We start from the raw sequence: 19627 nt of genomic DNA on the forward strand, positions 1-19627 counted from the left end.
TGATGCCGATCCTGCTCTTCACGCTGATCTTCCTGTGGACGCCGCCGCATTTCTGGGCGCTCTCGCTGTTCGTGAACGCCGATTATGCGCGCGCCGGCGTGCCGATGATGACGGTGGTCGCGGGCACGCGCTCCACGCGCCGGCAGATGCTGGCCTATACCATCCCGATGGCGGCCGTCGCCATCGCGCCCTGGCCGCTCGGCCTCGCCGGCGCGATCTACGGCGTCACGGCGACCGCGCTGAGCCTCGTCTTCCTCGCGCTGGCGATCGCCGTAGTGCGCAACCCGTCCGAAAAAGCCGCGCACATGGTGCCGGAGAAGCGGTTGTTCCTCTTCTCCATCCTCTATCTGTTCGCCCTGTTCGGCGCGCTCGTCGTCGATGCATGGGCGCCGACGATCCTCGCAACAGGAGCCGGTGCATGACCCCCGACGACGAAGACCTTATCCGCAGCCGCCAGAAGAGCCGCGCGCTCGTCACAGCGCTGATCCTCGGCGGGCTCGCCTTGCTCTTCTATCTGATCACCATCGCCAAATTGCTGGTGGCGTCGTGAACCTCGCGCTCCAGCAGAAGAATCGGCGCAGCGCCGCTATGGCGGTCCTGCTGGTCGCGGGTATGATCGCGCTCGGTTTCGCGTCGGTGCCGCTCTACCGCATCTTCTGCCAGGTCACCGGCTTCGGCGGCACGACGCAGCGCGTCGAGGCCATGTCGACGGATATGGCGGCGACGGGCCGCATGGTCACGGTGCGCTTCGATTCGAATACGGCGCGCGATCTTCCCTGGAATTTCGCGCCCGAGCGCAACACCGAAACCGTCCAGATCGGCGAGCGGGCGCTCGCCTTCTACCGCGCGGAGAATATGGGCACGCGCCCTGTTACGGGTACGGCGACGTTCAACGTCACGCCGCTCGAAGCCGGACGCTATTTCAACAAGATCCAGTGCTTCTGCTTCGAGCGTCAGACGCTGCAGCCGGGCCAGGATATTCGCATGCCGGTGACCTATTTCGTCGACCCGGCGATCCTTGACGATCCCGATATCGGCGATGTCGAGGAAATTACGCTATCTTATACTTTCTACCCCGTGGACGATCAGGCATCCTAGGGCTAGAGAGCCGGACACAGAATTTTACTAAAGGGATTTGAGCGCAATGGCTGGAGCGGCCCCGCAACACGATTATCATCTGGTAAACCCCAGCATCTGGCCGCTGATCGGCGCTTTCACGGCGCTGGCGATGGCGGTGGGCGGCATCATGTGGATGCACGACATGGCCTATGGCGGGCTGATCTTCTTCGCCGGCCTGATCGGCGTGCTCTTCACGATGTTCAGCTGGTGGGTCGATGTGATCCGCGAAGCCAATTCGGGCGATCATACACCGGTCGTGCAGCTCCATCTGCGCTACGGCATGATCCTGTTCATCGCGTCGGAAGTCATGTTCTTCGTCGGCTGGTTCTGGGCCTTTTTCAACGGCGCGCTGTTCCCGGCCGAAGTGATCGGCGGCACCTGGCCGCCCGAAGGGATCGAGGTGCTCGATCCGTTCACCTATCCGCTGCTCAACACGCTGATCCTGCTCTGCTCGGGCACCACGGTGACCTGGGCGCACCATTCGCTGCTCAACGGCGATCGCGAGGGGTTCAAGGCGGGCCTGTGGCTGACGATCATTCTCGGCATCGTGTTCAGCGCGATCCAGGCCTATGAGTATGGCCATGCCGCGTTCGATTTCTCGGGCAACATCTACGGCGCGACCTTCTACATGGCGACCGGCTTCCATGGCTTCCACGTCATCATCGGCACGATCTTCCTCGCCGTTTGCCTGCTGCGCGCCTATCGCGGCGATTTCACGCCGAAACAGCATTTCGGTTTCGAAGCGGCGGCTTGGTATTGGCACTTCGTCGATGTCGTCTGGCTGTTCCTCTTCGTCGCCGTCTATGTCTGGGGCGGCGCGGGCGCAGAGATCCACTAGCCGGGAGCGGGGTTCGCACCATGAGCGAGCCCACGCCCCTGCAATCGGGCATTTACGGCGCCTGTCCGCGATGCGGCGCGCGCACGCTGTTCGCTGGCCCCGCGCATTTCGCGGATCGCTGCCGTGCCTGCGGCCTCGATTACCGCACCTTCAATGTCGGCGACGGTCCGGCGGCGTTTCTGACGCTGATCATCGGCGCGCTCGTCGTGGCGCTCGCGATCGCGGTCGAACTGTCGATCCGGCCGCCCTTCTGGGTGCATGCGCTGCTCTGGATACCCTTTACCGCGGCCGCGGTGATTTTCGGGCTGCGGGTCGGCAAGGGGATGCTGCTCGCGATCGAATATCGCAAGGACGCGCATGAGGGGCGGCGCACCGATGATCCCGACGGCGGGTCCGCGTGAAGTTCCCGCTGATCCCGACCGTCCTCGTGGTCGCCGCCATCGCGACGATGATCGCGCTCGGCGTCTGGCAGCTCCAGCGGAAGGCCGAGAAGGAGGCATTGCTCGAAACCTATCGCGCCGCGATGGAAATGCCCCCCATCGCCTGGCCCGAAACGCCGGACGAGGATCTCCTCTACCGCCGCGCGACGGGCTTTTGCGTCGAGCCGATGAGCTGGCGCGCGACGGCCGGGCAGAATCGCGACGGCGAGACTGGCTGGCAGCATATTGCTTCGTGCCGCACGGGCGGGGCCGAAGGGCCGGGCATGCAGGCCGTGATGGGCTGGTCGCGCTCGATCGACTCGCCCGAGGATTGGGCGGGCGGCGCAGTGACGGGCACCATCACGCTCGATCCCGAATACGGCCTGCGGCTGGTTTCCGAGAACGCGGCGCCCGGCCTCGAACCCGTCGCGCGGCCCTCGGCGGAGGATATTCCCAACAATCACCTGCTCTATGCGATCCAGTGGTTCCTGTTCGCGCTGATTGCGGGCGTGATCTACCTGTTGGCGCTGCGCCGCCGGTTGCGCGACTGACGCGCCGCCGCTAGGCCCGCCCGGCATGCACTATATCAGCACACGCGGGAGCGCGCCGGCGCTCGATTTCGAAGGCGCGACCCTGGCCGGGCTCGCGTCGGACGGCGGGCTGTACATGCCCGAAAGCTGGCCGCGTTTTTCGCCCGACGATATCGCGGCGCTGGCGGGCCTGTCCTATGCCGAAACGGCGGTGCGCGTGTTGGCGCCGTTCGTCGGCGATGCGCTGAGCGAGGATGAGCTGCGCAGCCTGTGCGAGACGGCCTATGGCCGCTTCTCCCATGCCGCCGTCACGCCGCTCGTCCAGCTCGATCCGCAGCATTGGCTGCTCGAACTGTTCCACGGGCCGACGCTGGCGTTCAAGGATGTCGCGCTGCAGCTGCTCGGCCTGCTGTTCGAGCGGTTCCTGAGCGATCGCGACAGCCATCTGACCGTGATCGGCGCGACCTCGGGCGATACGGGATCGGCCGCGATCGATGCGCTGGCCGGGCGCGACAAGGTCGATATCTTCATGCTGCATCCCAAGGACCGGGTGTCCGATGTCCAGCGGCGGCAGATGACGACGGTGCTCGCGCCGAACGTCCATAATATCGCGATCGAAGGCAATTTCGACGACGCCCAGCGCCTCGTCAAAGCCATGTTCGGCGATGCCCAATTCGCCGGCCGCTTCACGCTTTCGGCCGTCAATTCGATCAACTGGGCCCGGCTCGCGGCGCAGATCGTCTATTATTTCTATGCGGCCGTCCGCCTGGGCGCGCCGGGGCGTAAAATCGCCTTCTCAGTGCCCACGGGCAATTTCGGCGACGTGTTCGCCGGCTATGCCGCCGCGCAGATGGGGCTGCCGGTCGCGCGGCTGATCGTCGCGACCAATATCAACGATATCCTGCACCGCGCGATGGTCGCCGGCGACTATTCGGTCGGCGAGCTCACGCCGACCGCCGCACCGTCGATGGATATCCAGGTCAGCTCCAATTTCGAGCGGCTGCTCTTCGACATGTACGACCGGGACGGCGATATGCTGGCCTCGGTCATGCAGAGCTTCGAGCAGAGCCGCGCGCTGCGGCTCGACGACCGCGCGCACACGCGGATCGGTGAGATGTTTTCCTCCGCGCGCATCGACAGCGATGCGATGGCGGTGGCGATGCGGCACGCGGCCGAGGAGATGGGCGAGATCATCGATCCGCATACGGCGATCGGGCTCTCCGCCGCGCTCCATGCCGACCTCCCGGCCGATATCCCCGTCGTGACGCTGGCGACGGCGCATCCGGCCAAGTTCCGCGACGCCGTCGAGCGCGCCACCGGCCATCGCCCCTCGCTCCCGCCGCGCGTTTCCGGGCTGTTCGAACGCGAGGAGCGCTACGAAACGCTGCCCGGTGAGCTGCAGGCGGTCGAAGCCTATATCGCCGAGCGCGCGACGGAGGCATCGTGAGACTCAAGAAAATAGCCCTCCCCTTGATGGGGAGGGGTTGGGGTGGGGTGATCTGTCCACCAAAATCATCGTGTGCGGAAGGCTCACCCCCACCCAACCCTCCCCCATCAAGGGGGAGGGGCAGATGAGCCTTAGAACCCTGATCGCGGAGCCCTGGGCCGATTACGGGCTCGTCGATTCCGGCAACGGGCGAAAGCTGGAGCGCTACGGCCGCTTCCGATTCATCCGGCCCGAACCGCAGGCGATGTGGGCACCGGCGTCTGAGAATTGGCGCGCGGACGGCGAATTCGTGCCGGCTTCGGACGCGGACGGCGGCGGGCGCTGGCATCTCGATGGCGGGGTGCCGGACGAGGGCTGGCCGCTCGGCTGGGAAGATGTGCGCTTTCAGGCACAATGCACGCCCTTCCGCCATCTCGCCTTCTTCCCGGACATGGCCTCGCACTGGAGCTGGATGCGGGAGCGGGTCGGGGAGGGCAGCGAGGCGCTCAATCTCTTCGGCTATACCGGCGTCGGCAGCCTCGCGCTCGCGGCCCGGGGGGCGAAGGTCACCCATGTCGATGCGTCCAAGAAATCCGTCGAGGCGGGGAAGGCGAATGCCGCGCTGTCGGGCCTTTCGGACGCGCCGATCCGCTGGCTCGTCGACGATGCTGCCAAATTCGCGGCGCGCGAGGTGCGGCGTGGGCGGCGCTATGACGGGATCATGCTCGATCCGCCCAAATGGGGCCGCGGGCCGAAGAAGGAGCTGTGGCAGCTTGAAGAGGGACTGCCCGGGCTGATGGCCGATTGCGCGAAGCTGCTCGAAGCCGACAGCCGCTTCCTCGTCCTCACCGTCTATGCCGTGCGCATGTCGGCGCTGGCGATCGGCGAACTCGTATCGCAATCGCTGGGGCATCTCGGCGGCACGGTCGAATGCGGCGAGATGGCGGTGCGCGAGGAAGCGCGCGGGTTGACGCTGCCGACCGCGATCTTCGCCCGCTGGTCGCGCTAAACGGACATTGGCGGCCGTCCTGTAACGGGACAGGCGGGCGGGCGGACTCCACAAGATCACGGACCCGGTTCATGGTTAACCGATGGTTATCCGAGTCGTTTCTGCCGCGGCGCTGCTCTGCGCCACGCCGCCGCTGGCCGCGCAGCAGCTACCTTATGTGCTCGGCAACCTGACCGGCATTCCGGACTCCGCGCCGTCACCAGCCCCGCTTCTGTCGCCAATGCCAGAGCCAGCCGAGCCGCAACCGCTCGGTCCGCAGATCGCCTATGATGTCACCGGCCTGCTCTACAACCGCACGCCCGACTATCTGGCGCTCGGCTACGATCTCGAGGGACTGACCGGCAGCGTCGCAACGCATCGCGTCATCCGCGACTATGGCCCGCTGGAATATGAGTTCGAAGGATTGGTTCGGGCCCACGATCGGCCCGGTGGCTTCGCGACACGCGACGCGAATTAGGTTTATCTTTCGACGCGCTTTCTTCTGGTCGCGTCTCCATTGATGCGCGTCGCACAGCATTCGCCACAAAATCCGTTAGTCCTGAGCCTGTCGAAGGACGCCCCTCCAACGATAGACGCCCTTCGACAGGCTCAGGACTAACGGTATAATCGGTATGTGCCTCCAAAGGGGGTTACGCCTTTCTTCTAATCCCGCATCGCGCGGATCGCTGCGCCCGTTGCGAACGGCGCCACCGCTACCAGCACCAACGATGCGGCGCCCAACAGCGCAAAGGCGCCGCGTTGCAGATCGTCCAGCGCCCCGGCGCCGAAGATCAGCACGGGCACGGCGAGCGGCAGCATCAGCAGCCCTGCCAGCGCCCCGCCGCTTTGCAGCCCGGACACAAGCGCGCTGACCGTCACCGCCAGCGCCGCGAGGCCGAGGCTGCCCAGCGCGAGGCCCACCTCCAGCTTGATGAGGCTGTCCATATCCATGTTGAGCATCGCCGATGCGGGCAGGGCGGCCAGCATCAGCGGCGGGCCGAAACCGATCCAGTGCGCGCCGATCTTGGCGACGGCGACGACTTCCTCGCTGATCCCGCGCACCGCATATTGATCGAGAATGCCGGCATCGCGGTCCGGCGCGATCAGCCGGTCGATGGGCATCAGCGCCGCGAGCAGCGCCGCCGTCCAGAGCGCGCCGCCGCCGATCCGGCCGAGTATCGTCGGGTCGGGCCCGATGGCGAAGGGGAAGAGCGTGGCGACGAGCAGGAAGAAGATCAGCGGCAAGAGCCAGCCCGAGCCGGTAAAGCTGCGCCTCAGGTCGCGCCGCGCGATGGCGAAGAGCGCGCTCATCCTGATCCTCCCCGCGCGCAGCGGGGGGAGGGGGACCGCGACGCGCAGCGGCGTGGTGGAGGGGCAGAGAGCAATCCGTGAAAGTCGAGCTTTGCTTCTGGGCCATCGCAATGCCCCTCCACCATCTCCGCCTTCGCGAAGATGGTCCCCCTCCCCAAGCAAAGCTTAGGGAGGATTGGGTGCGCGAGGCCGCTCATTGTTCTGTTCCGATCGGTATCTCCGCCACATCTGTGAGAGCGAGCGGCTGGTGCGTCGCCACGACGGCGATGCCGCCTTGCGCGCGATGGTCGGCGATCGCCGTTTCGAGCCGGGCGCGCGCTTCGGTGTCGAGCCCGTTGGCCGGTTCGTCGAGCAGCCAGATATCTGCGCCGCTGCCGATCACGCGCGCGAGCCCCGCGCGCTTCAACTGGCCGGTCGAGAGCATCCGCACGGGCACTTCGGCGAGCGCGCTCATGCCCATCGCCGCCAGCGCGGCCGCGACCTCGGCCGCGCCCCCGCCATCGATGCGCGCCCAGTAGAGCAGGGCGCGTTCGAGCGGCAGTTCGCGGTCGAGCGCCGGTTCGATCGCGCCGAACGCGAGCCGGCCTTCGATATCCACCCGCCCCGCCTGCGGCCGCAGCAGCCCGGCGATCAGCCTCAGCAGACTCGTCTTGCCCGCGCCGTTCGGTCCCGTCACCAGCGCCGCGCCGCCCGCGTCCAGCGTGAGATCCAGACCAGAGAAAAGGAGCCGGTCGCCGCGCACGCAGCCCAATGCCTCAAGGGACAGCCGGGCGCTCAATCCGCTTCGTCTTCCAGCGCGTGCATATCGTCGTCCGACAGGCCGAAATGATGGCCGACTTCGTGGATCAGCACATGATGGACGAGCTTCTCGATGCTGATCCCGAGATCGGCCGCCTCTGCGAGGATCGGCTGGCGGTAGAGATGGATCATGTCGGGCAGATCGCTCGGGTCGGAGATGCTCTTCTCGCCGATCGGGCGGCCCGTATAGAGGCCGGAGAGCTCCATCGGATGGGTGAGGCCAACGGCCTTCAGGGACTCCGCATCCGCATATTCCTCGACCCGCAGCACGACATTGCCCATCTGCTCGCGGAATTCGGGCGGCAGGCTCTCCATCGAGCGCCGCGCCATCGCCTCCATCGCATCTGCATCCGGGCCGGAAAGGCTTTCGTCGAACCGCATAGTGCGGCAGATAGGATGCCGGGCGGAACAAGGGAAGAGACGGAAGGACGAAGGCGATGACCCAGAGACTGAGCGATAGCGCGCGCGAAGCGGCACTGGCGGCGCTTCCCGGCTGGGAGCACGACCCCAAGCGCGACGCGATATCGAAACGCTTCGAGTTCGGCGATTTCAGCGAGGCCTATGCGTTCATGAGCCGCGCGGCGCTGCTCGCCGAAAAGATGGATCACCATCCCGAATGGTTCAACGTCTACAACAAGGTCGACGTGACCCTGACGACGCACGACGCCGATGGCTTGAGCGAGAAGGATGTGGACATGGCGAAGGCGATGGAGGGCTTTGCGGGGTAGCTCCGTAGTACTGTAAAGCCGATCCTGAACTGGCCACGCCTGTCACCTATGAGCCGCTGCCGATCAGTACGAAAGGCGCCCAGAAGGCGGGGTGCGCCCAGCTGGTTTGCGCAGTATCCCGGCCCGTTTCCATACGGATTTCGCGCATCGACTGCTGAAATGCCTGCAAGCGGCTGAGCCCCGGCGTGTCGCGGAGTATTTCGAACATACGCACCGTCATGCGCGACGCCACTTCGTCGTCGACGGGCCAGTGCGAAGCGAGCAAATTGCGCGCGCCGGCATAGAAGAAAGATCGCGCGAGGCTCGATAGTCCCGAACCTTCCTCTCCCGTTGCGGTGTTGCAGGCCGACAGGATGACCCAGTCCGCGTCCAGCCTCAGCGACGCGACCTCCGATGCCGAAAGATAGCCGTCGTCATTATCCGTCGCCACGGCTGGCGGCGTGAAGACGAGGCCCGGTTCGGTGAGGATGGACAGGTCTTCCGGCATCAGCCCATGGGTGGCGAACGCGATGATCCTGGCATCGGCGAGATCGGCCGTCCGAACCGCCGTTTCGGTGGCCTGTTCGGCAAGCCGGATGCTCTCTTCCGGCGCGCCGAGGGCCTGCCGGATATTCTCCAGTTCCGTGGCCGTGCCCGGCAGACGGGTCAGCTGGCTCAGCATCGTTACGTCGGCCATGCGCGCGCGGGTGGCGCTCTGGTTCCAGCTCAGAATGGCATTGGCCGAGGGAACGGTGCGCAGATTGCGGAAGCCGCGCTGCTGTGCTTCACCCTGCAGTACGGGATCGCCGAAACCGGCAAAATCGGGCGTGATGGCGCTGCCCTCGCTGCGTTCGACCTGCCGTAGCAGCTGCAACGACTGGATCGAGGGTATCGACGCCAGGGCGTAGCGATCGGCAAGCCAGGCGGTGTTCCTCAGAGCGTCGGGATTATGGTCCTGCCCCTCAGGTTCGTCCGTCACCAGTACGGAGAAGGGCAGGGCGGCGAGCTGGCCGCCAGCAACGACATAGAGCGCGCTACGGTCGCCGATCACATCCTCGACCGGCGCGACCAGCGCCGTGTAAAGGGCGAAGCCGGCCTGCCTGTCGAAAGGGAATGCGCCGCCATCGGGATAGTCGGATTCCCATTCGGCGATTTCGTATTCGGTCGCCTCGACCCGCGCGCCAAGATCCCAGCGCAACCGGCGCACGATGCCGTCGATCGCATCCGCGTTGAGATCGGCGCGGTGCCACTCTGCGCCGTCATTCGTGATCGCGACGACATGCGTGCCATGGGCAGACGGCACGACCAGCAGGATCGCCTCATCGTCGCCCAACAGAGCCTGGGCGTCCCGCAACGCGACCGGCCGCGGGTTGATAAGGGCGAAATAGTCGGGGAAGTCGCGCGCGATCTGGGCGTCAATCGTGGCGACCCGGGATTCGGCTTCGCGGCGAAGTCGTATCAGTCGTTGCCGGTCGCCCTGTGCGGCGCCGGCGGTATCGAACCCCGAGCGGATCTGTTCGGAGAGATTTGCTATCTGTGCCGATGCGGCTTCGCGATCTTGCACGAGGGAGGTCAACAGCGTTCGCGTTCCGCCGGCCATATGCCGTGCCGCCATCTCGGCGATCGCGCGGCCTGACGGGCCTGACAATGTTTGCTGCAGCGCAAGGATGCTTTGATCGAGACGGTTTCCGCCCGTCGCGAGCCAGGCCGCATCCGCATAGAGCGCATAGCCTTCGGCATGGCTGATCATATCTTCGGTCGCCGCGCGTTCTTCGCGGTCCTGCGCCTGCAGGATATCGAACAGCTGTTGTGCGGAACGCCGCAAATTCCTGCCCCCTTCGCCCTGGCCAACTTGCGCACTGACCAGCAGAGCGGCGTTTTCGAGGGCTTCCGGTCTCCTGTTCTCCATGGTCTCCAGCACGTGATCCAGGCATTGACGCAGCAGCGCTTCGGCTTCGTCCAGCCGGCCTGTTCGCTCGTAGAAAGCGCCGAGCGCGCACCGGGCCGTTTCCCGCGTTGCCCGGCGGGTCGACGGATCGGTGATGGTTTCGGTGAATTCGAGGCTGTTGATGTAATAGGCTTCGGCCCGCTCCAGATCGCCAAGCCGTTCGCGAACCAGGCCCAAGCCGTTATTGACGCTGATCGCGAAACCCGGGTCCATGGTGTAGGTCGCATAGTCGATTATGCTCTGATACAGCGCGCCCGCCTCGCGATACCGGCCGGCGGCGATCAGGAAATCGGCACGTTGGTTCCGCAAATAGATCAGCGCCCTCAGCCGGTCCCGGTAATTATTCTCCAGCAGCGCGATCGCGCGGGCGTTGGTGCTCAACGCGAGATCGAGCCGGCCCTGCAACTGCAGCACACCGGCCACATTGCCCAGGGCAACGGACATGCCGATCGGGTCGCCAGTCGCGGTCGTTTCGTAATAGGCCAGGGCCGCCAGCACCAAAGCTTCCGCCTCCGCCAACCGGCCGAGCCGAGCTTTGAAGCTGGCAAGCTGAAGCGCCGTTTCTGCAGCGAATTCGTTGTTCGGACCAAATCGGCCGATCCAAGCCTGGTAGGCGGTATCGAACAGAGGTTCGGCCTCATAAAGATTGCCCTCGCGCACCGCGCGCTGCATCCGCTCCTCCAAACCGGGAAATTCGCTTTCAAGCTGCTGGATGGCGTCAGGTGTGATGTCTTGATACGGGCCGCCTTCGCCGTCCGCCGAGGGCTGGGCATGGGCAATGGATGGTAGTGCGTGAGCACCGGCGAAAATCAGGATAGCACCCGCTAGGCAGATCAGGCTTCGTGTCATGGTTTTCTCGCTACTGGCACCCGTTCGTCGCCGACAGTTTGTCCACCTGCAGTGATGAAAAGCACAGGAAACGCATAAGGTCTTGAAGATACGGGCGGCTTTCCGAAGCAGGTGTGTCGCTTCAATCCTTTACGATGCGTGTCATGTCGAGGCTCTTGTTCAGCCGGTCTGGGATCCGGCGCGCCGAAAGCGGCGCATGTTATTTGATACCGTAAGCGGCGAAGGCTTCGTCGATCTCCCGGTTGAAATTGCCGGAGAAGATCGGCAGCGAGCGGCGCAGCATCGTGCTGTTGGCATCGGGCTTGGCGATCTTGAGTTTGTCTGCAATCCGTTTGGCTTCCGCAGTGCGGCCGGCGGCGTGCATCGCGACCAGGGAGCAATGAGCGGTGATAAGGCTATCATGCGGCCGCAGCATCGCTTTGGCCGCCCAGTCAGCCGCCGCCTCGTAATCGCCCTGCTGGATCAGCACCGCAGACTTGATCGCCAGCATGTTGTGCAGCCAGGGGTCGACGGGCGATAGGTCGATCGCCTTGTCGACATGCGGCAAGGCATCGTCTTCGCGGCCGGACAATGTGAGGAAATTGGCCAGCGCCCCATGAGCCATAGCGTAGCTTGGCGCGAACGAGACGGATCGCTTGAGCCAGTCTTCGGCACCGTTGCGATCGCCCCGCAGCCATGCGGTGCGTCCGGCGACCAGATTGGCAAACGGATCGGACGGATCGGCCTCGATGGCGCGGGTCGCGCTGTCGAACATTGCAAGACGTGTCTCGTCGCTCGCCTCGGATGCCTGCTGGACCATCTGCCACCAGTGAATGTGGCTGAGACCGGCATGCGCACGCGCAAAGCTCGGTTCTATCGCGATGGCCGCCGAAAAATGTTCGAGGCCCGCACGGTAGTCGGGCCGGCCGAAGGAGAAGATGTTGGAAACCCCGAAGTGATAGCGTTCCCATGCCGTGAGATGTTCGGGAGGCTTAAAACGGGCGCGCTCGCTTTCCCGCATCGGTATCTTCGAGTCCACGGCTTGCACCGCCTTGTCGACGATCTGGCGCCTGAGCGCGTGAATATCGGAAATCGGCAGTTCGAACCGTTCGCTCCAGAGCACGCGCTCGGCGTCGGCATCGGCCAGTTCCACCGACACGGCGATGCGGGATTCGAAGGGCTCGATCGTGCCCGAAAGCACATAGCCTACGCTCAGCGCTTCGCGGACCGAGCCAGGGTCGGACATGACAGAGGGAAATTGGAAGCTCGACCCACGCGCCTTTACCTCGATCCAGCGCAAGCGGGCGATCGATGTGATAATCTCGTCCGGCAAGGCTTCGGCGAGGCCGCTATGAGGTCCTGCCGTGCCCAGCAAATGGAACGGCAGCACGGCAAGACTGGGCGCCGTGCCCAACCGGTTCTGCTCTTCAGGCTCCTGTGCTTCCGATTGCGCCGTCGCGGCTGACCTGACCTGCTCGACCGGGGCGATGAACCTGTAGCCGCGCCCATGGACCGTGCCGATGATCCGGTAGGGCCGCCCGTTTTCGCCGAGAACGCGCCGCAGGGCCTTTACCTGCGTTGCGAGAGCGGAGTCGCCGACCGCGCGGCCCTCCCAGATCTGATCGATGATCTGGTCCTTGGTGACGAGTTCTCCGGGGCGCTCGGCCAGCATGATAAGCAGCTGCAGCGCCCGCGGCTGGAGCGTGACCGGTCCGTCCGCGCCGACCAGTTCGAAGCGTTTCGTGTCCAACAGGAAATCTTGAAATCGCAACTGCATCACGCCAGCCCCAGGCAGGAAAAGCTGACGCGCATCCCCGAGCCGCTCGCTCGACGTCGATCCGCGCCGGCTTCCGGAGGAGACGCGCGGCGCACGTTCAATCCTCCACGGTGCGCGCCATGCCGAGGCTCTTGCGCAGGCGGCCGGGCGTCCAGCGGGCGGCGAAGGCGAGGCGTTTGGCGGTCTTGCCGACCGTCGTGTGAATCTTTTCGCCATGCACGGCCTGCCAGGCGGCTTCGGCAACTTCGCTCACCGGCGTGATCTCGAGCCCGGCTTCCGCAATCATGTCGCGCACCGAGCTGTTGCCGCCGGTGAGCGGGCCATCGAGGATCGGCGTTTCGATAAAGCTCGGCATGAGGTCGCGCACGCGAATGCCATAGGGGCGGAACTCGATGTCCAGCCCCTCGGTCAGCGCGCGGACCGCGAATTTGGTGCCGCTATAGACGACGAGTCCCGCCGCGCCGTAAATCCCAGCCGCCGAGCTGGTGTTGAGGACGCAGCTGTCGGGCGTGTCGCGCAGCATCTCGAACGCCGCGCGCGTCCCGTCGATTACGCCGGTGAAGTTGATGGCGATCGTCTTGTCGATATCCTCGTCGCTCATTTCCTGCAGCGGCCCGCCGATGCCGATGCCCGCATTGTTGAACAGCACGTCCATCCGCCCGCCCGTGCGCTCGCCGAACGCCGCGATAGCCTGTTTCCACTGGGCGCGGTCGGTCACGTCGAGATGATGGATCGAGAACTGGCCCTGCTGCATCCCTGCGGCCGTCTCTTCCATCCCCGCATCGTTGATATCGGCAAGTCCGACGAACCAGCCGCGTTCGCCGAAATAATGCGCGACCGCGCGCCCGATGCCCGACGCCGCGCCGGTGATGAAAATGCTCTTCGTCGTCATCCAATCCTCCCCGCAAATCCGTTCCGATCCGGTTTTCGCCGATAGCCGTAACCGCGCTTCGACCGATATGGCAATCCGCTTCGACCAACGGCATGCGCGGGCCTTTGCCCATGCGATGCTGATTGCTACAATTACGACCGATGTCATAATAGATGGAGGGCCGGAATGCGCCGCTTCCTGTCATACATTCCTTATGCGGTTCTGGCCGCGCTGGTGGCTGCGCCCACCGCCCTTTCGGCCCAGGCGGAGGAAGCCGAAGCGCCGGCGCTCGTACTGAACCAGGACGGGCTCGAGCAACAGATCGATGCGTTCATGGCCGAGCGGGACTATGCCGGTATCGTGTTCGTCGCCATCGACGGCGAGACGCTGGTCGAGAAAGCCTATGGCATGGCGCATGATGATCCCGCCGTGCCGATCGTGCTCGACACGGTATTCGGCATCGGGTCGCGGCCGATCGATTTTACGATGGCGGCGATCATGCTGCTCGAGCAGCGCGGCCAGTTGAGCCAGGACGATACGCTCGCCGACTATCTGCACGATGTGCCCGCGGACCGGGCCGGGATGACGATCCGCCACATGATGACGGGGCAATCGGGCTTGCCGGACTTCCCCGCGAACCAGAGTGATTGGGATGCGGACCTCGCCTGGATCGACCGGGCCGAATTCGAACGGCGGACGCTGGCCGTGCCGCTGCTCTTCGCGCCGGGCGAGGGGGAGGCGCATTCGCACTGGGCCTTCGGCATGCTGGCCGCGATCGTCGAGCGGGTGAGCGGCCGGAGCTATGCGGAGTTTCTGCGGGAGAACTTCTTCGATCCGGCGGGGATGGGCCGGACCGGCAGCTATGGCGAAACGCGCGGGCTGACGATCACAGATTTCGCGGCCGGCGGCGGCGTGCAGCGTGGTCTCCCCAATATCCCGCCCAATTGGGGGCCGACCTCATGGCTGGTGATGGGGAGCGGGGGAATGTTCTCGACGCTCGGCGATCTCAGGCGCTTCTACACCTTCATTACCGAAAGCGGCGTGCTGGAACCGCGCTATACCGAGCAGTTTCTCAGCCCGCGCGCCGGGCTCGACGGATCGGATCGCGGTTTCGAGCTGTTCAGCTTCTCCGACGAAGGCTTCAGCGACCAGGCCTATGTCATGCTGAGCCGGAGCGGGGAGCCGGGCTCGATCATGGCGATCGTCCGGCCGCTGGTGACGCTGCTGCGCGAGAATTGATCGCTCGCCGTGTGCGAGGGTTGACCGCTTAGGCAGCGCCCGCAATGCTCGCGCGCGATGGAGAGGAAGAACGGCCCGGCGGTCCGCTTTGACGGCATAGCCAAGAGTTTCGATGACGGGGCCAGCTTCGCCGTCGCCGCGCTCGATCTGGAGATTGCAGGCGGGTCGTTCGTCGCGCTGGTCGGCGAATCGGGATCGGGCAAATCGACGCTGTTGAAGACGATCAACCGGCTCGTCGAACCGAGCGCCGGAAGCGTCTCGATCGGCGGCGAACCCGTTGACGGGCAGGACCCGGCCGATCTGCGCCGCCATATCGGCTATGTATTTCAGAATATTGGATTATTCCCGCATATGACGGTTGCGGAGAATATCATGATCATTCCCCGTATCGGTGTAAACGAAACCGTCAACCAGGTGCCCGAACTGCTCGACCTGGTCGGCCTGCCCGAGGACGTCGCCGATCGCCTGCCGAGCGAACTCTCGGGCGGTCAACAGCAGCGGGTCGGCGTCGCCCGGGCGCTGGCCGGCGAGCCGGGGCTGATGCTGATGGACGAGCCGTTTGGCGCGCTCGACCCGGTAACGCGGGACCAGCTCGGCGAGGCCTATCGCGCCCTGCATGACGAACTCGGCCTGACGACCATCATGGTCACGCACGACATGGCCGAAGCGCTGCTGATCGCCGACCGTATCCTCGTGATGAGTGCTGGCCGCATCGTCGCCGATTGCTCGCCCCAAGCGCTGCTGGCCGGCGAGGGCGGCGAGGAGGCGAGCGCGCTGATCGCGGTGCCCAAGGGCCAGATGGCGAAGCTCCGGCGGCTGGAGGAGGGCGCGTGAATCCCCGCCTTCAGGAAGCGCTCGAACAGGTTCCGCTGTTGCTCGCCGATCACGTATTGCTGTCGGCAGCGGCGCTGTCGCTCGGGCTCGCGGTGGCGCTGCCGCTCGCCGTCGGCGCGTCGCGCAACCTCCGCCTGCGGCGGATCGCGCTCGGTGCGGCCAGCCTCGTGCAGACCATTCCCGGCCTCGCTCTGCTCGCACTCTTCTATCCGCTTCTCCTCGCGCTCAATTCGCTGTTCGCGCCCGTCGGCCTCGCATTACCTGCGCTGGGTTTCCTGCCAGCCCTGCTGGCGCTGGCGCTCTATGCCGTGCTGCCGATCCTGCGCAATGCGGTGACCGGTATCGTCGGCATCGATCCGTCGATCATCGAGGCGGCGGATGGCGTCGGCATGACGCCGCGCCAGAAATTGCGGCTGGTCGAAGCGCCGCTCGCCGCGCCGGTCGTGATGGCTGGGATCCGCACCGCGACGGTCTGGACGATCGGCGCGGCGACGCTCTCGACGACGGTCGGCCAGCCCAGCCTCGGCGACATGATCTTCGCCGGACTGCAGACCCAGAACTGGACGCTCGTCCTCGTCGGCTGCCTCGCCGCGGCGGCGCTGGCGCTGACGGCCGATGCGCTGCTCGGCCTGATCGAATCCGGCATCGCCAACCGCAGCAAATGGCGGATCTGGGGCGGGCTCGTGGCGCTGGCCGCGGGCGTCGTGCTGGCGCTGGCCCCGTTTGCGGCGAGCGGTTCGCGGTCCGATGTGGTGACGATCGGCGCCAAGGGGTTCAGCGAGCAATATATCCTTGCACGATTGCTCGGCGACCGGTTGGAGGATGCGGGATACACGGTCCGCTATCGCGACGGGCTCGGATCGGCGGTCGCCTTCGAAGCGCTCGCGAGCGGCGATGTCGATGTCTATGTCGAATATACCGGCACGCTCTGGACCAATGCGATGCGGCGCGAGGACAATCCGCCGCGCGACGAAATGCTCGCCGAGCTGTCGGACTGGGCTGCCGATACGCGCGGGGCACTGCTGCTCGGACGGCTCGGTTTCGAAAACACCTACGCCTTCGCCGTGACGCAGGAAACCGCGCGGCGCTATGAGATGGAAAGTCTGGACGACCTTGCCGCCGCCGCTCCGCAGCTGACCATGGGTACGGACATGGAGTTTCTGAACCGCCCGGAATGGGCCACGATCCGCGATGCCTATGGCTTCGCCTTCGCGGACGCTCAGTCCTATCAGCCAACGTTCATGTATCGCGCCGTGGAAAGCGGTCGCGCCGACGTCATCACGGCTTTCTCCTCGGACGGCCGGATAGCGGCGAGTAACCTGTTCGTGCTGACCGATCCGCGCGGCGCGATCCCCAATTACGATGCGGTGCTGATGGTGGCCCCGGACCGGCGCGAGGAGGACCGGTTCATCGCGGCGCTCCAGCCCTTGCTTGACGCAATCCCCGTCGAGTTGATGCGCGAAGCCAATTACATGGTCGATCGAGACGAGAACAAGGTCAGCCCTGCGGAAGCGGCCGATTGGCTCGCGACGCAGATTTCGAACTAGTCGGGCGGCGCTCGCTGTTCCGCCAGCCTGTCAATCTTCGCATGGAGCGAGCGCACCTCTTCCATGATCGCATCGCGCTCGGCGGTTTCCGTCTCCTCCTGGCTCTCATGCATCGCATTGACGATGATCGCGATGAACAGGTTCAGGACGACGAAGGATGTGATCAGGATGAATGGCACGAAGAATACCCACGCCATCGGATAGACTTCCATCACCGGCCGGACGATGCCCATCGACCAGCTTTCCAGCGTCATGATCTGGAACAGCGAGTAGAGCGATGCGCCGATCGAGCCGAACCAGTCGGGAAATTCCTGCCCGAACAGCTTCGTCGCCATGACCGCGAAAATATAGAAGATCAAGATCAGCAGCAGGATGACCGATCCCATGGCCGGGATTGCGGACAAGAGGCCCTGTACGACCTGCCGCATCTTCGGGATCACCGAGATCAGGCGCAGCACGCGCAGTATGCGGAGCGCGCGCAGGACCGAGAATTCGCGGCTGCCGGGCACGAGTGCGGCGGCGACGATCACGAGGTCGAAAACGTTCCAGCCGCTCGCGAAGAATCGGAAACGATAGACGATCAGCTTCGCCGCGATTTCCACCACGAAGATCGCGATGGCGATCATGTCGAGCGCGAACAGCAGGTCGCCATAGTCGCGCTGCAGGCTCGGCACCGTCTCGAGCCCGATGACCGCGGCGTTGATGATGATGACGGTCATGATCGCGGCGGTGAAGCGCGGCGATTCGATGATCCGCTGAAGCGTCGCGATCATGCTCAGCCGTGCCCGAGCAGCAGCCAGGCGATATAGCCGGCATAGGCAACGAGCATCAGCCCGCCGGTGACCCGGCTCAGATGACGGCTGATCCAGAGCAGCAGCATCAGGCCGACCGCGAGCCCCAGTAATATGGGCAGGTCCAGCGTAACGAATGCGGGCGGCACGCCGCCATTCGCCGCGACGGCCGTAACCCCGCCAATGCCAAGGACATTATAGATATTGGACCCCACGACATTCCCGAACGCGATCTCGCCTTCCTTGCGCAGCGCCGCCATGACCGACGTCACGAGTTCGGGCAGCGACGTGCCGATCGCGACGATGGTGAGGCCGATCACGCCTTCCGAGAGCCCGGCGATGCGCGCGAGATCGATCGATCCCGTAACGAGAAAGCGGCCGCCGAGTATCACGGCGGCAAGGCCGAGAACCGTGAAGAGCACAGGCTTGCCCCAGCCGTCGAACACTTCGTGAATGCGGGGATCGGCACCCTCGAATGCGGCGCTGCGATCAAAGGCCGCGCCATGATCGTCGGCATGCGATTTCTCGTGAAAATAGGCCATGACGATATAGGTGACGAGTAGCACGAGCAGCAGCACGCCGGTCGCGATATTGACCCAGCCGAAGGTCGCAAGTCCGACGAGCAGCGCCGTCGCGGCGAGCGCTACACCGGCGTCGCGCGTGACGGCGCGGCCCGTGACGGTAAACGGTGCGACGAGCGCCGCCGCACCCAGGATGAGCAGCGTATTGGCGATATTGGAACCGACGACATTACCCCAGGCGATACCCGGCGCCCCGGCGAGTGTGGCTTCCAGGCTCGTTACGAGTTCGGGCATCGAGGTACCGAAGCCGAGGATCACGATGCCGACGATCAGCGGCGCGACCCCGGCGCGTTCGGCCACGCCGACGGCGCCGCGGACCAGCACCTCACCGCCGACGATCAACAGGATCAAGCCGCCGGCAATGGCCAAGAAGGTGAGCATGAAATCGAGATATCCCGGATGGTACGGATGGAATTGCGCGATGTAGTGGCCGGTCGGACCGTTTACAGCACCGGCCTATAGAATATCGTGCGGCGAGCCGATAGGCCCATTCGATACCGATCCCAGGGCCTATGTAAGCTGCGCGCGCGCTTCGGCCTGGATGCGATCGGCGATGGCGCGATAGGCCGGGGCGTAGGCCGCGCCTTCGCGCCAGCTAGCCGCGATGGCCCGGTTCGCCGTCCAGTCCTCCACATTCAGTACTTTTACGCCGGCCTGCCCGCCGACTTCAGACTGGATGTAGAATTCCGGCAGGATCGACAGGCCGAGACCCGATCCCGTCATCTGGCGAAGACTGTCGAGGCTCGTGCCTTCATAGTCGCTGAGCAGTTGCAGTTCGAACTCGCTGCAGATCGCCTTCACCTGGCGGTGGAAGCTATGGCGGCGATCGAGGCTGAGTACGGTTTCGCCCGCCAGATCGGCGCGGCTCACCGTGTCGCGCGCCGATAGCGGGTGATCGGTTGCCGCGACGAGAAAGAGCCGCTCGCTGAACAGCGGTTCGACGTGCAGCGACGGGCCTTCGATCGGCATCGGCCCCAGCAGCATGTCGAGCGCGCCGCGCGACAATTCCATCGCCTGGTCGTCGGGTATGCCTTCGCGGATATACAGCCGGATCTCAGGCTGTATATCCGCGAAG

General features: G+C 65.1%; 21 protein-coding genes and 1 pseudogene. 13 read left to right on the plus strand and 9 right to left on the minus strand.

The window, feature by feature from the left end; translation table 11 throughout:
* The 9 genes from ACTS1Z_RS09230 to ACTS1Z_RS09270 form a co-directional block, all read left to right on the plus strand.
* Positions 1-422 (plus strand): UbiA family prenyltransferase (locus ACTS1Z_RS09230; RefSeq protein WP_442624164.1); only part of this gene is annotated, 422 nt, incomplete at its 5' end.
* Positions 419-550, plus strand: coding sequence for a hypothetical protein (locus tag ACTS1Z_RS09235; RefSeq protein WP_299324125.1), 132 nt, complete (start codon positions 419-421; stop codon positions 548-550). The genes ACTS1Z_RS09230 and ACTS1Z_RS09235, both read left to right, overlap by 4 nt.
* A complete protein-coding gene (locus tag ACTS1Z_RS09240; RefSeq protein ID WP_442624165.1) occupies positions 547-1098 on the plus strand; it encodes a cytochrome c oxidase assembly protein in 552 nt (183 codons plus the stop codon). Before ACTS1Z_RS09235 ends, ACTS1Z_RS09240 begins: the two co-directional genes overlap by 4 nt.
* 46 nt (positions 1099-1144) lie before the next feature.
* A complete protein-coding gene (locus ACTS1Z_RS09245; protein ID WP_442624166.1) occupies positions 1145-1957 on the plus strand; it encodes a cytochrome c oxidase subunit 3 in 813 nt (270 codons plus the stop codon).
* Positions 1958-1977: 20 nt separating this feature from the next.
* Positions 1978-2358 (plus strand): DUF983 domain-containing protein, encoded by a 381-nt coding sequence (locus ACTS1Z_RS09250; RefSeq protein WP_442624167.1) that lies wholly within the window; start codon positions 1978-1980, stop codon positions 2356-2358.
* Entirely contained in the window at positions 2355-2927 is a 573-nt protein-coding gene (locus tag ACTS1Z_RS09255; protein ID WP_442624168.1) for an SURF1 family protein, read from the plus strand. Before ACTS1Z_RS09250 ends, ACTS1Z_RS09255 begins: the two co-directional genes overlap by 4 nt.
* Before the next feature lie 25 nt (positions 2928-2952).
* Positions 2953-4353: a threonine synthase gene (thrC, locus tag ACTS1Z_RS09260; RefSeq protein ID WP_442624169.1), complete on the plus strand. Its 1401-nt coding sequence runs from the start codon at positions 2953-2955 to the stop codon at positions 4351-4353.
* 124 nt (positions 4354-4477) lie between these two features.
* Positions 4478-5341, plus strand: coding sequence for a class I SAM-dependent methyltransferase (locus tag ACTS1Z_RS09265; RefSeq protein WP_442624170.1), 864 nt, complete (start codon positions 4478-4480; stop codon positions 5339-5341).
* A gap of 82 nt (positions 5342-5423) precedes the next feature.
* Entirely contained in the window at positions 5424-5798 is a 375-nt protein-coding gene (locus ACTS1Z_RS09270) for a hypothetical protein (RefSeq protein ID WP_442624171.1), read from the plus strand.
* A 185-nt stretch (positions 5799-5983) separates the two neighbouring features.
* On the opposite strand, the gene ACTS1Z_RS09275 is transcribed toward ACTS1Z_RS09270, so the two are convergent.
* The 3 genes from ACTS1Z_RS09275 to ACTS1Z_RS09285 form a co-directional block, all read right to left on the minus strand.
* A complete protein-coding gene (locus tag ACTS1Z_RS09275; protein WP_442624172.1) occupies positions 5984-6631 on the minus strand; it encodes a heme exporter protein CcmB in 648 nt (215 codons plus the stop codon).
* 193 nt (positions 6632-6824) lie between these two features.
* Positions 6825-7409 carry a heme ABC exporter ATP-binding protein CcmA gene (gene ccmA / locus ACTS1Z_RS09280; protein WP_442624173.1) on the minus strand — a complete coding sequence of 195 codons (585 nt, stop codon included), beginning with the start codon at positions 7407-7409 and terminating at the stop codon, positions 6825-6827.
* The gene (locus tag ACTS1Z_RS09285; protein WP_442624174.1) at positions 7406-7810 is read right to left on the minus strand and encodes a metallopeptidase family protein; all 405 of its coding nucleotides are present in this window, start codon (positions 7808-7810) and stop codon (positions 7406-7408) included. The genes ccmA and ACTS1Z_RS09285 overlap by 4 nt, the downstream gene beginning before the upstream one ends.
* A 53-nt stretch (positions 7811-7863) precedes the next feature.
* On the opposite strand from ACTS1Z_RS09285, the pseudogene ACTS1Z_RS09290 reads away from it, so the two are divergent.
* Positions 7864-8157: pseudogene (locus ACTS1Z_RS09290) on the plus strand (4a-hydroxytetrahydrobiopterin dehydratase); the annotation flags it as partial.
* Positions 8158-8203: 46 nt separating this feature from the next.
* Here ACTS1Z_RS09290 and ACTS1Z_RS09295 read toward each other — a convergent pair.
* The 3 genes from ACTS1Z_RS09295 to ACTS1Z_RS09305 all read right to left on the minus strand — a co-directional run bounded on the left by ACTS1Z_RS09295 (position 8204) and on the right by ACTS1Z_RS09305 (position 13581).
* A complete protein-coding gene (locus ACTS1Z_RS09295) occupies positions 8204-10933 on the minus strand; it encodes a CHAT domain-containing protein (protein ID WP_442624175.1) in 2730 nt (909 codons plus the stop codon).
* Positions 10934-11132: 199 nt separating this feature from the next.
* Positions 11133-12662, minus strand: a complete 1530-nt coding sequence (locus ACTS1Z_RS09300) for a winged helix-turn-helix domain-containing tetratricopeptide repeat protein (protein ID WP_442624176.1) — start codon at positions 12660-12662, stop codon at positions 11133-11135.
* Positions 12663-12786: 124 nt separating this feature from the next.
* On the minus strand, positions 12787-13581 hold the full coding sequence (locus ACTS1Z_RS09305) for an SDR family oxidoreductase (protein ID WP_442624177.1): 795 nt from the start codon (positions 13579-13581) through the stop codon (positions 12787-12789).
* A 165-nt stretch (positions 13582-13746) separates the two neighbouring features.
* Here ACTS1Z_RS09305 and ACTS1Z_RS09310 point away from each other — a divergent pair, with 165 nt between their 5' ends.
* Genes ACTS1Z_RS09310 through ACTS1Z_RS09320 form a run of 3 tightly spaced genes read left to right on the plus strand, consistent with a single transcriptional unit; the run spans position 13747 to position 17180 of the window.
* Complete coding sequence (locus ACTS1Z_RS09310) at positions 13747-14799, plus strand: serine hydrolase domain-containing protein (protein WP_442624178.1); 1053 nt, start codon at positions 13747-13749, stop codon at positions 14797-14799.
* Between the two features lie 57 nt (positions 14800-14856).
* On the plus strand, positions 14857-15633 hold the full coding sequence (locus ACTS1Z_RS09315) for an ATP-binding cassette domain-containing protein (RefSeq protein WP_442624179.1): 777 nt from the start codon (positions 14857-14859) through the stop codon (positions 15631-15633).
* Positions 15630-17180, plus strand: coding sequence for an ABC transporter permease/substrate-binding protein (locus ACTS1Z_RS09320; protein WP_442624180.1), 1551 nt, complete (start codon positions 15630-15632; stop codon positions 17178-17180). Before ACTS1Z_RS09315 ends, ACTS1Z_RS09320 begins: the two co-directional genes overlap by 4 nt.
* Here the strand turns inward: ACTS1Z_RS09320 and ACTS1Z_RS09325 are convergent.
* The 3 genes from ACTS1Z_RS09325 to ACTS1Z_RS09335 form a co-directional block, all read right to left on the minus strand.
* The gene (locus ACTS1Z_RS09325; RefSeq protein ID WP_442624181.1) at positions 17177-17953 is read right to left on the minus strand and encodes an ion transporter; all 777 of its coding nucleotides are present in this window, start codon (positions 17951-17953) and stop codon (positions 17177-17179) included. The two genes, ACTS1Z_RS09320 and ACTS1Z_RS09325, sit on opposite strands and share 4 nt — an antisense overlap.
* A gap of 2 nt (positions 17954-17955) precedes the next feature.
* Positions 17956-18933 (minus strand): calcium/sodium antiporter, encoded by a 978-nt coding sequence (locus ACTS1Z_RS09330; RefSeq protein ID WP_442624182.1) that lies wholly within the window; start codon positions 18931-18933, stop codon positions 17956-17958.
* A gap of 129 nt (positions 18934-19062) precedes the next feature.
* Positions 19063-19627: LysR substrate-binding domain-containing protein (locus ACTS1Z_RS09335; RefSeq protein WP_442624183.1), on the minus strand; the 565-nt coding region annotated here is incomplete at its 5' end.

Source organism: Parasphingopyxis sp. (genome assembly GCF_052168295.1).
Classification (GTDB): Bacteria; Pseudomonadota; Alphaproteobacteria; order Sphingomonadales; family Sphingomonadaceae; genus Parasphingopyxis.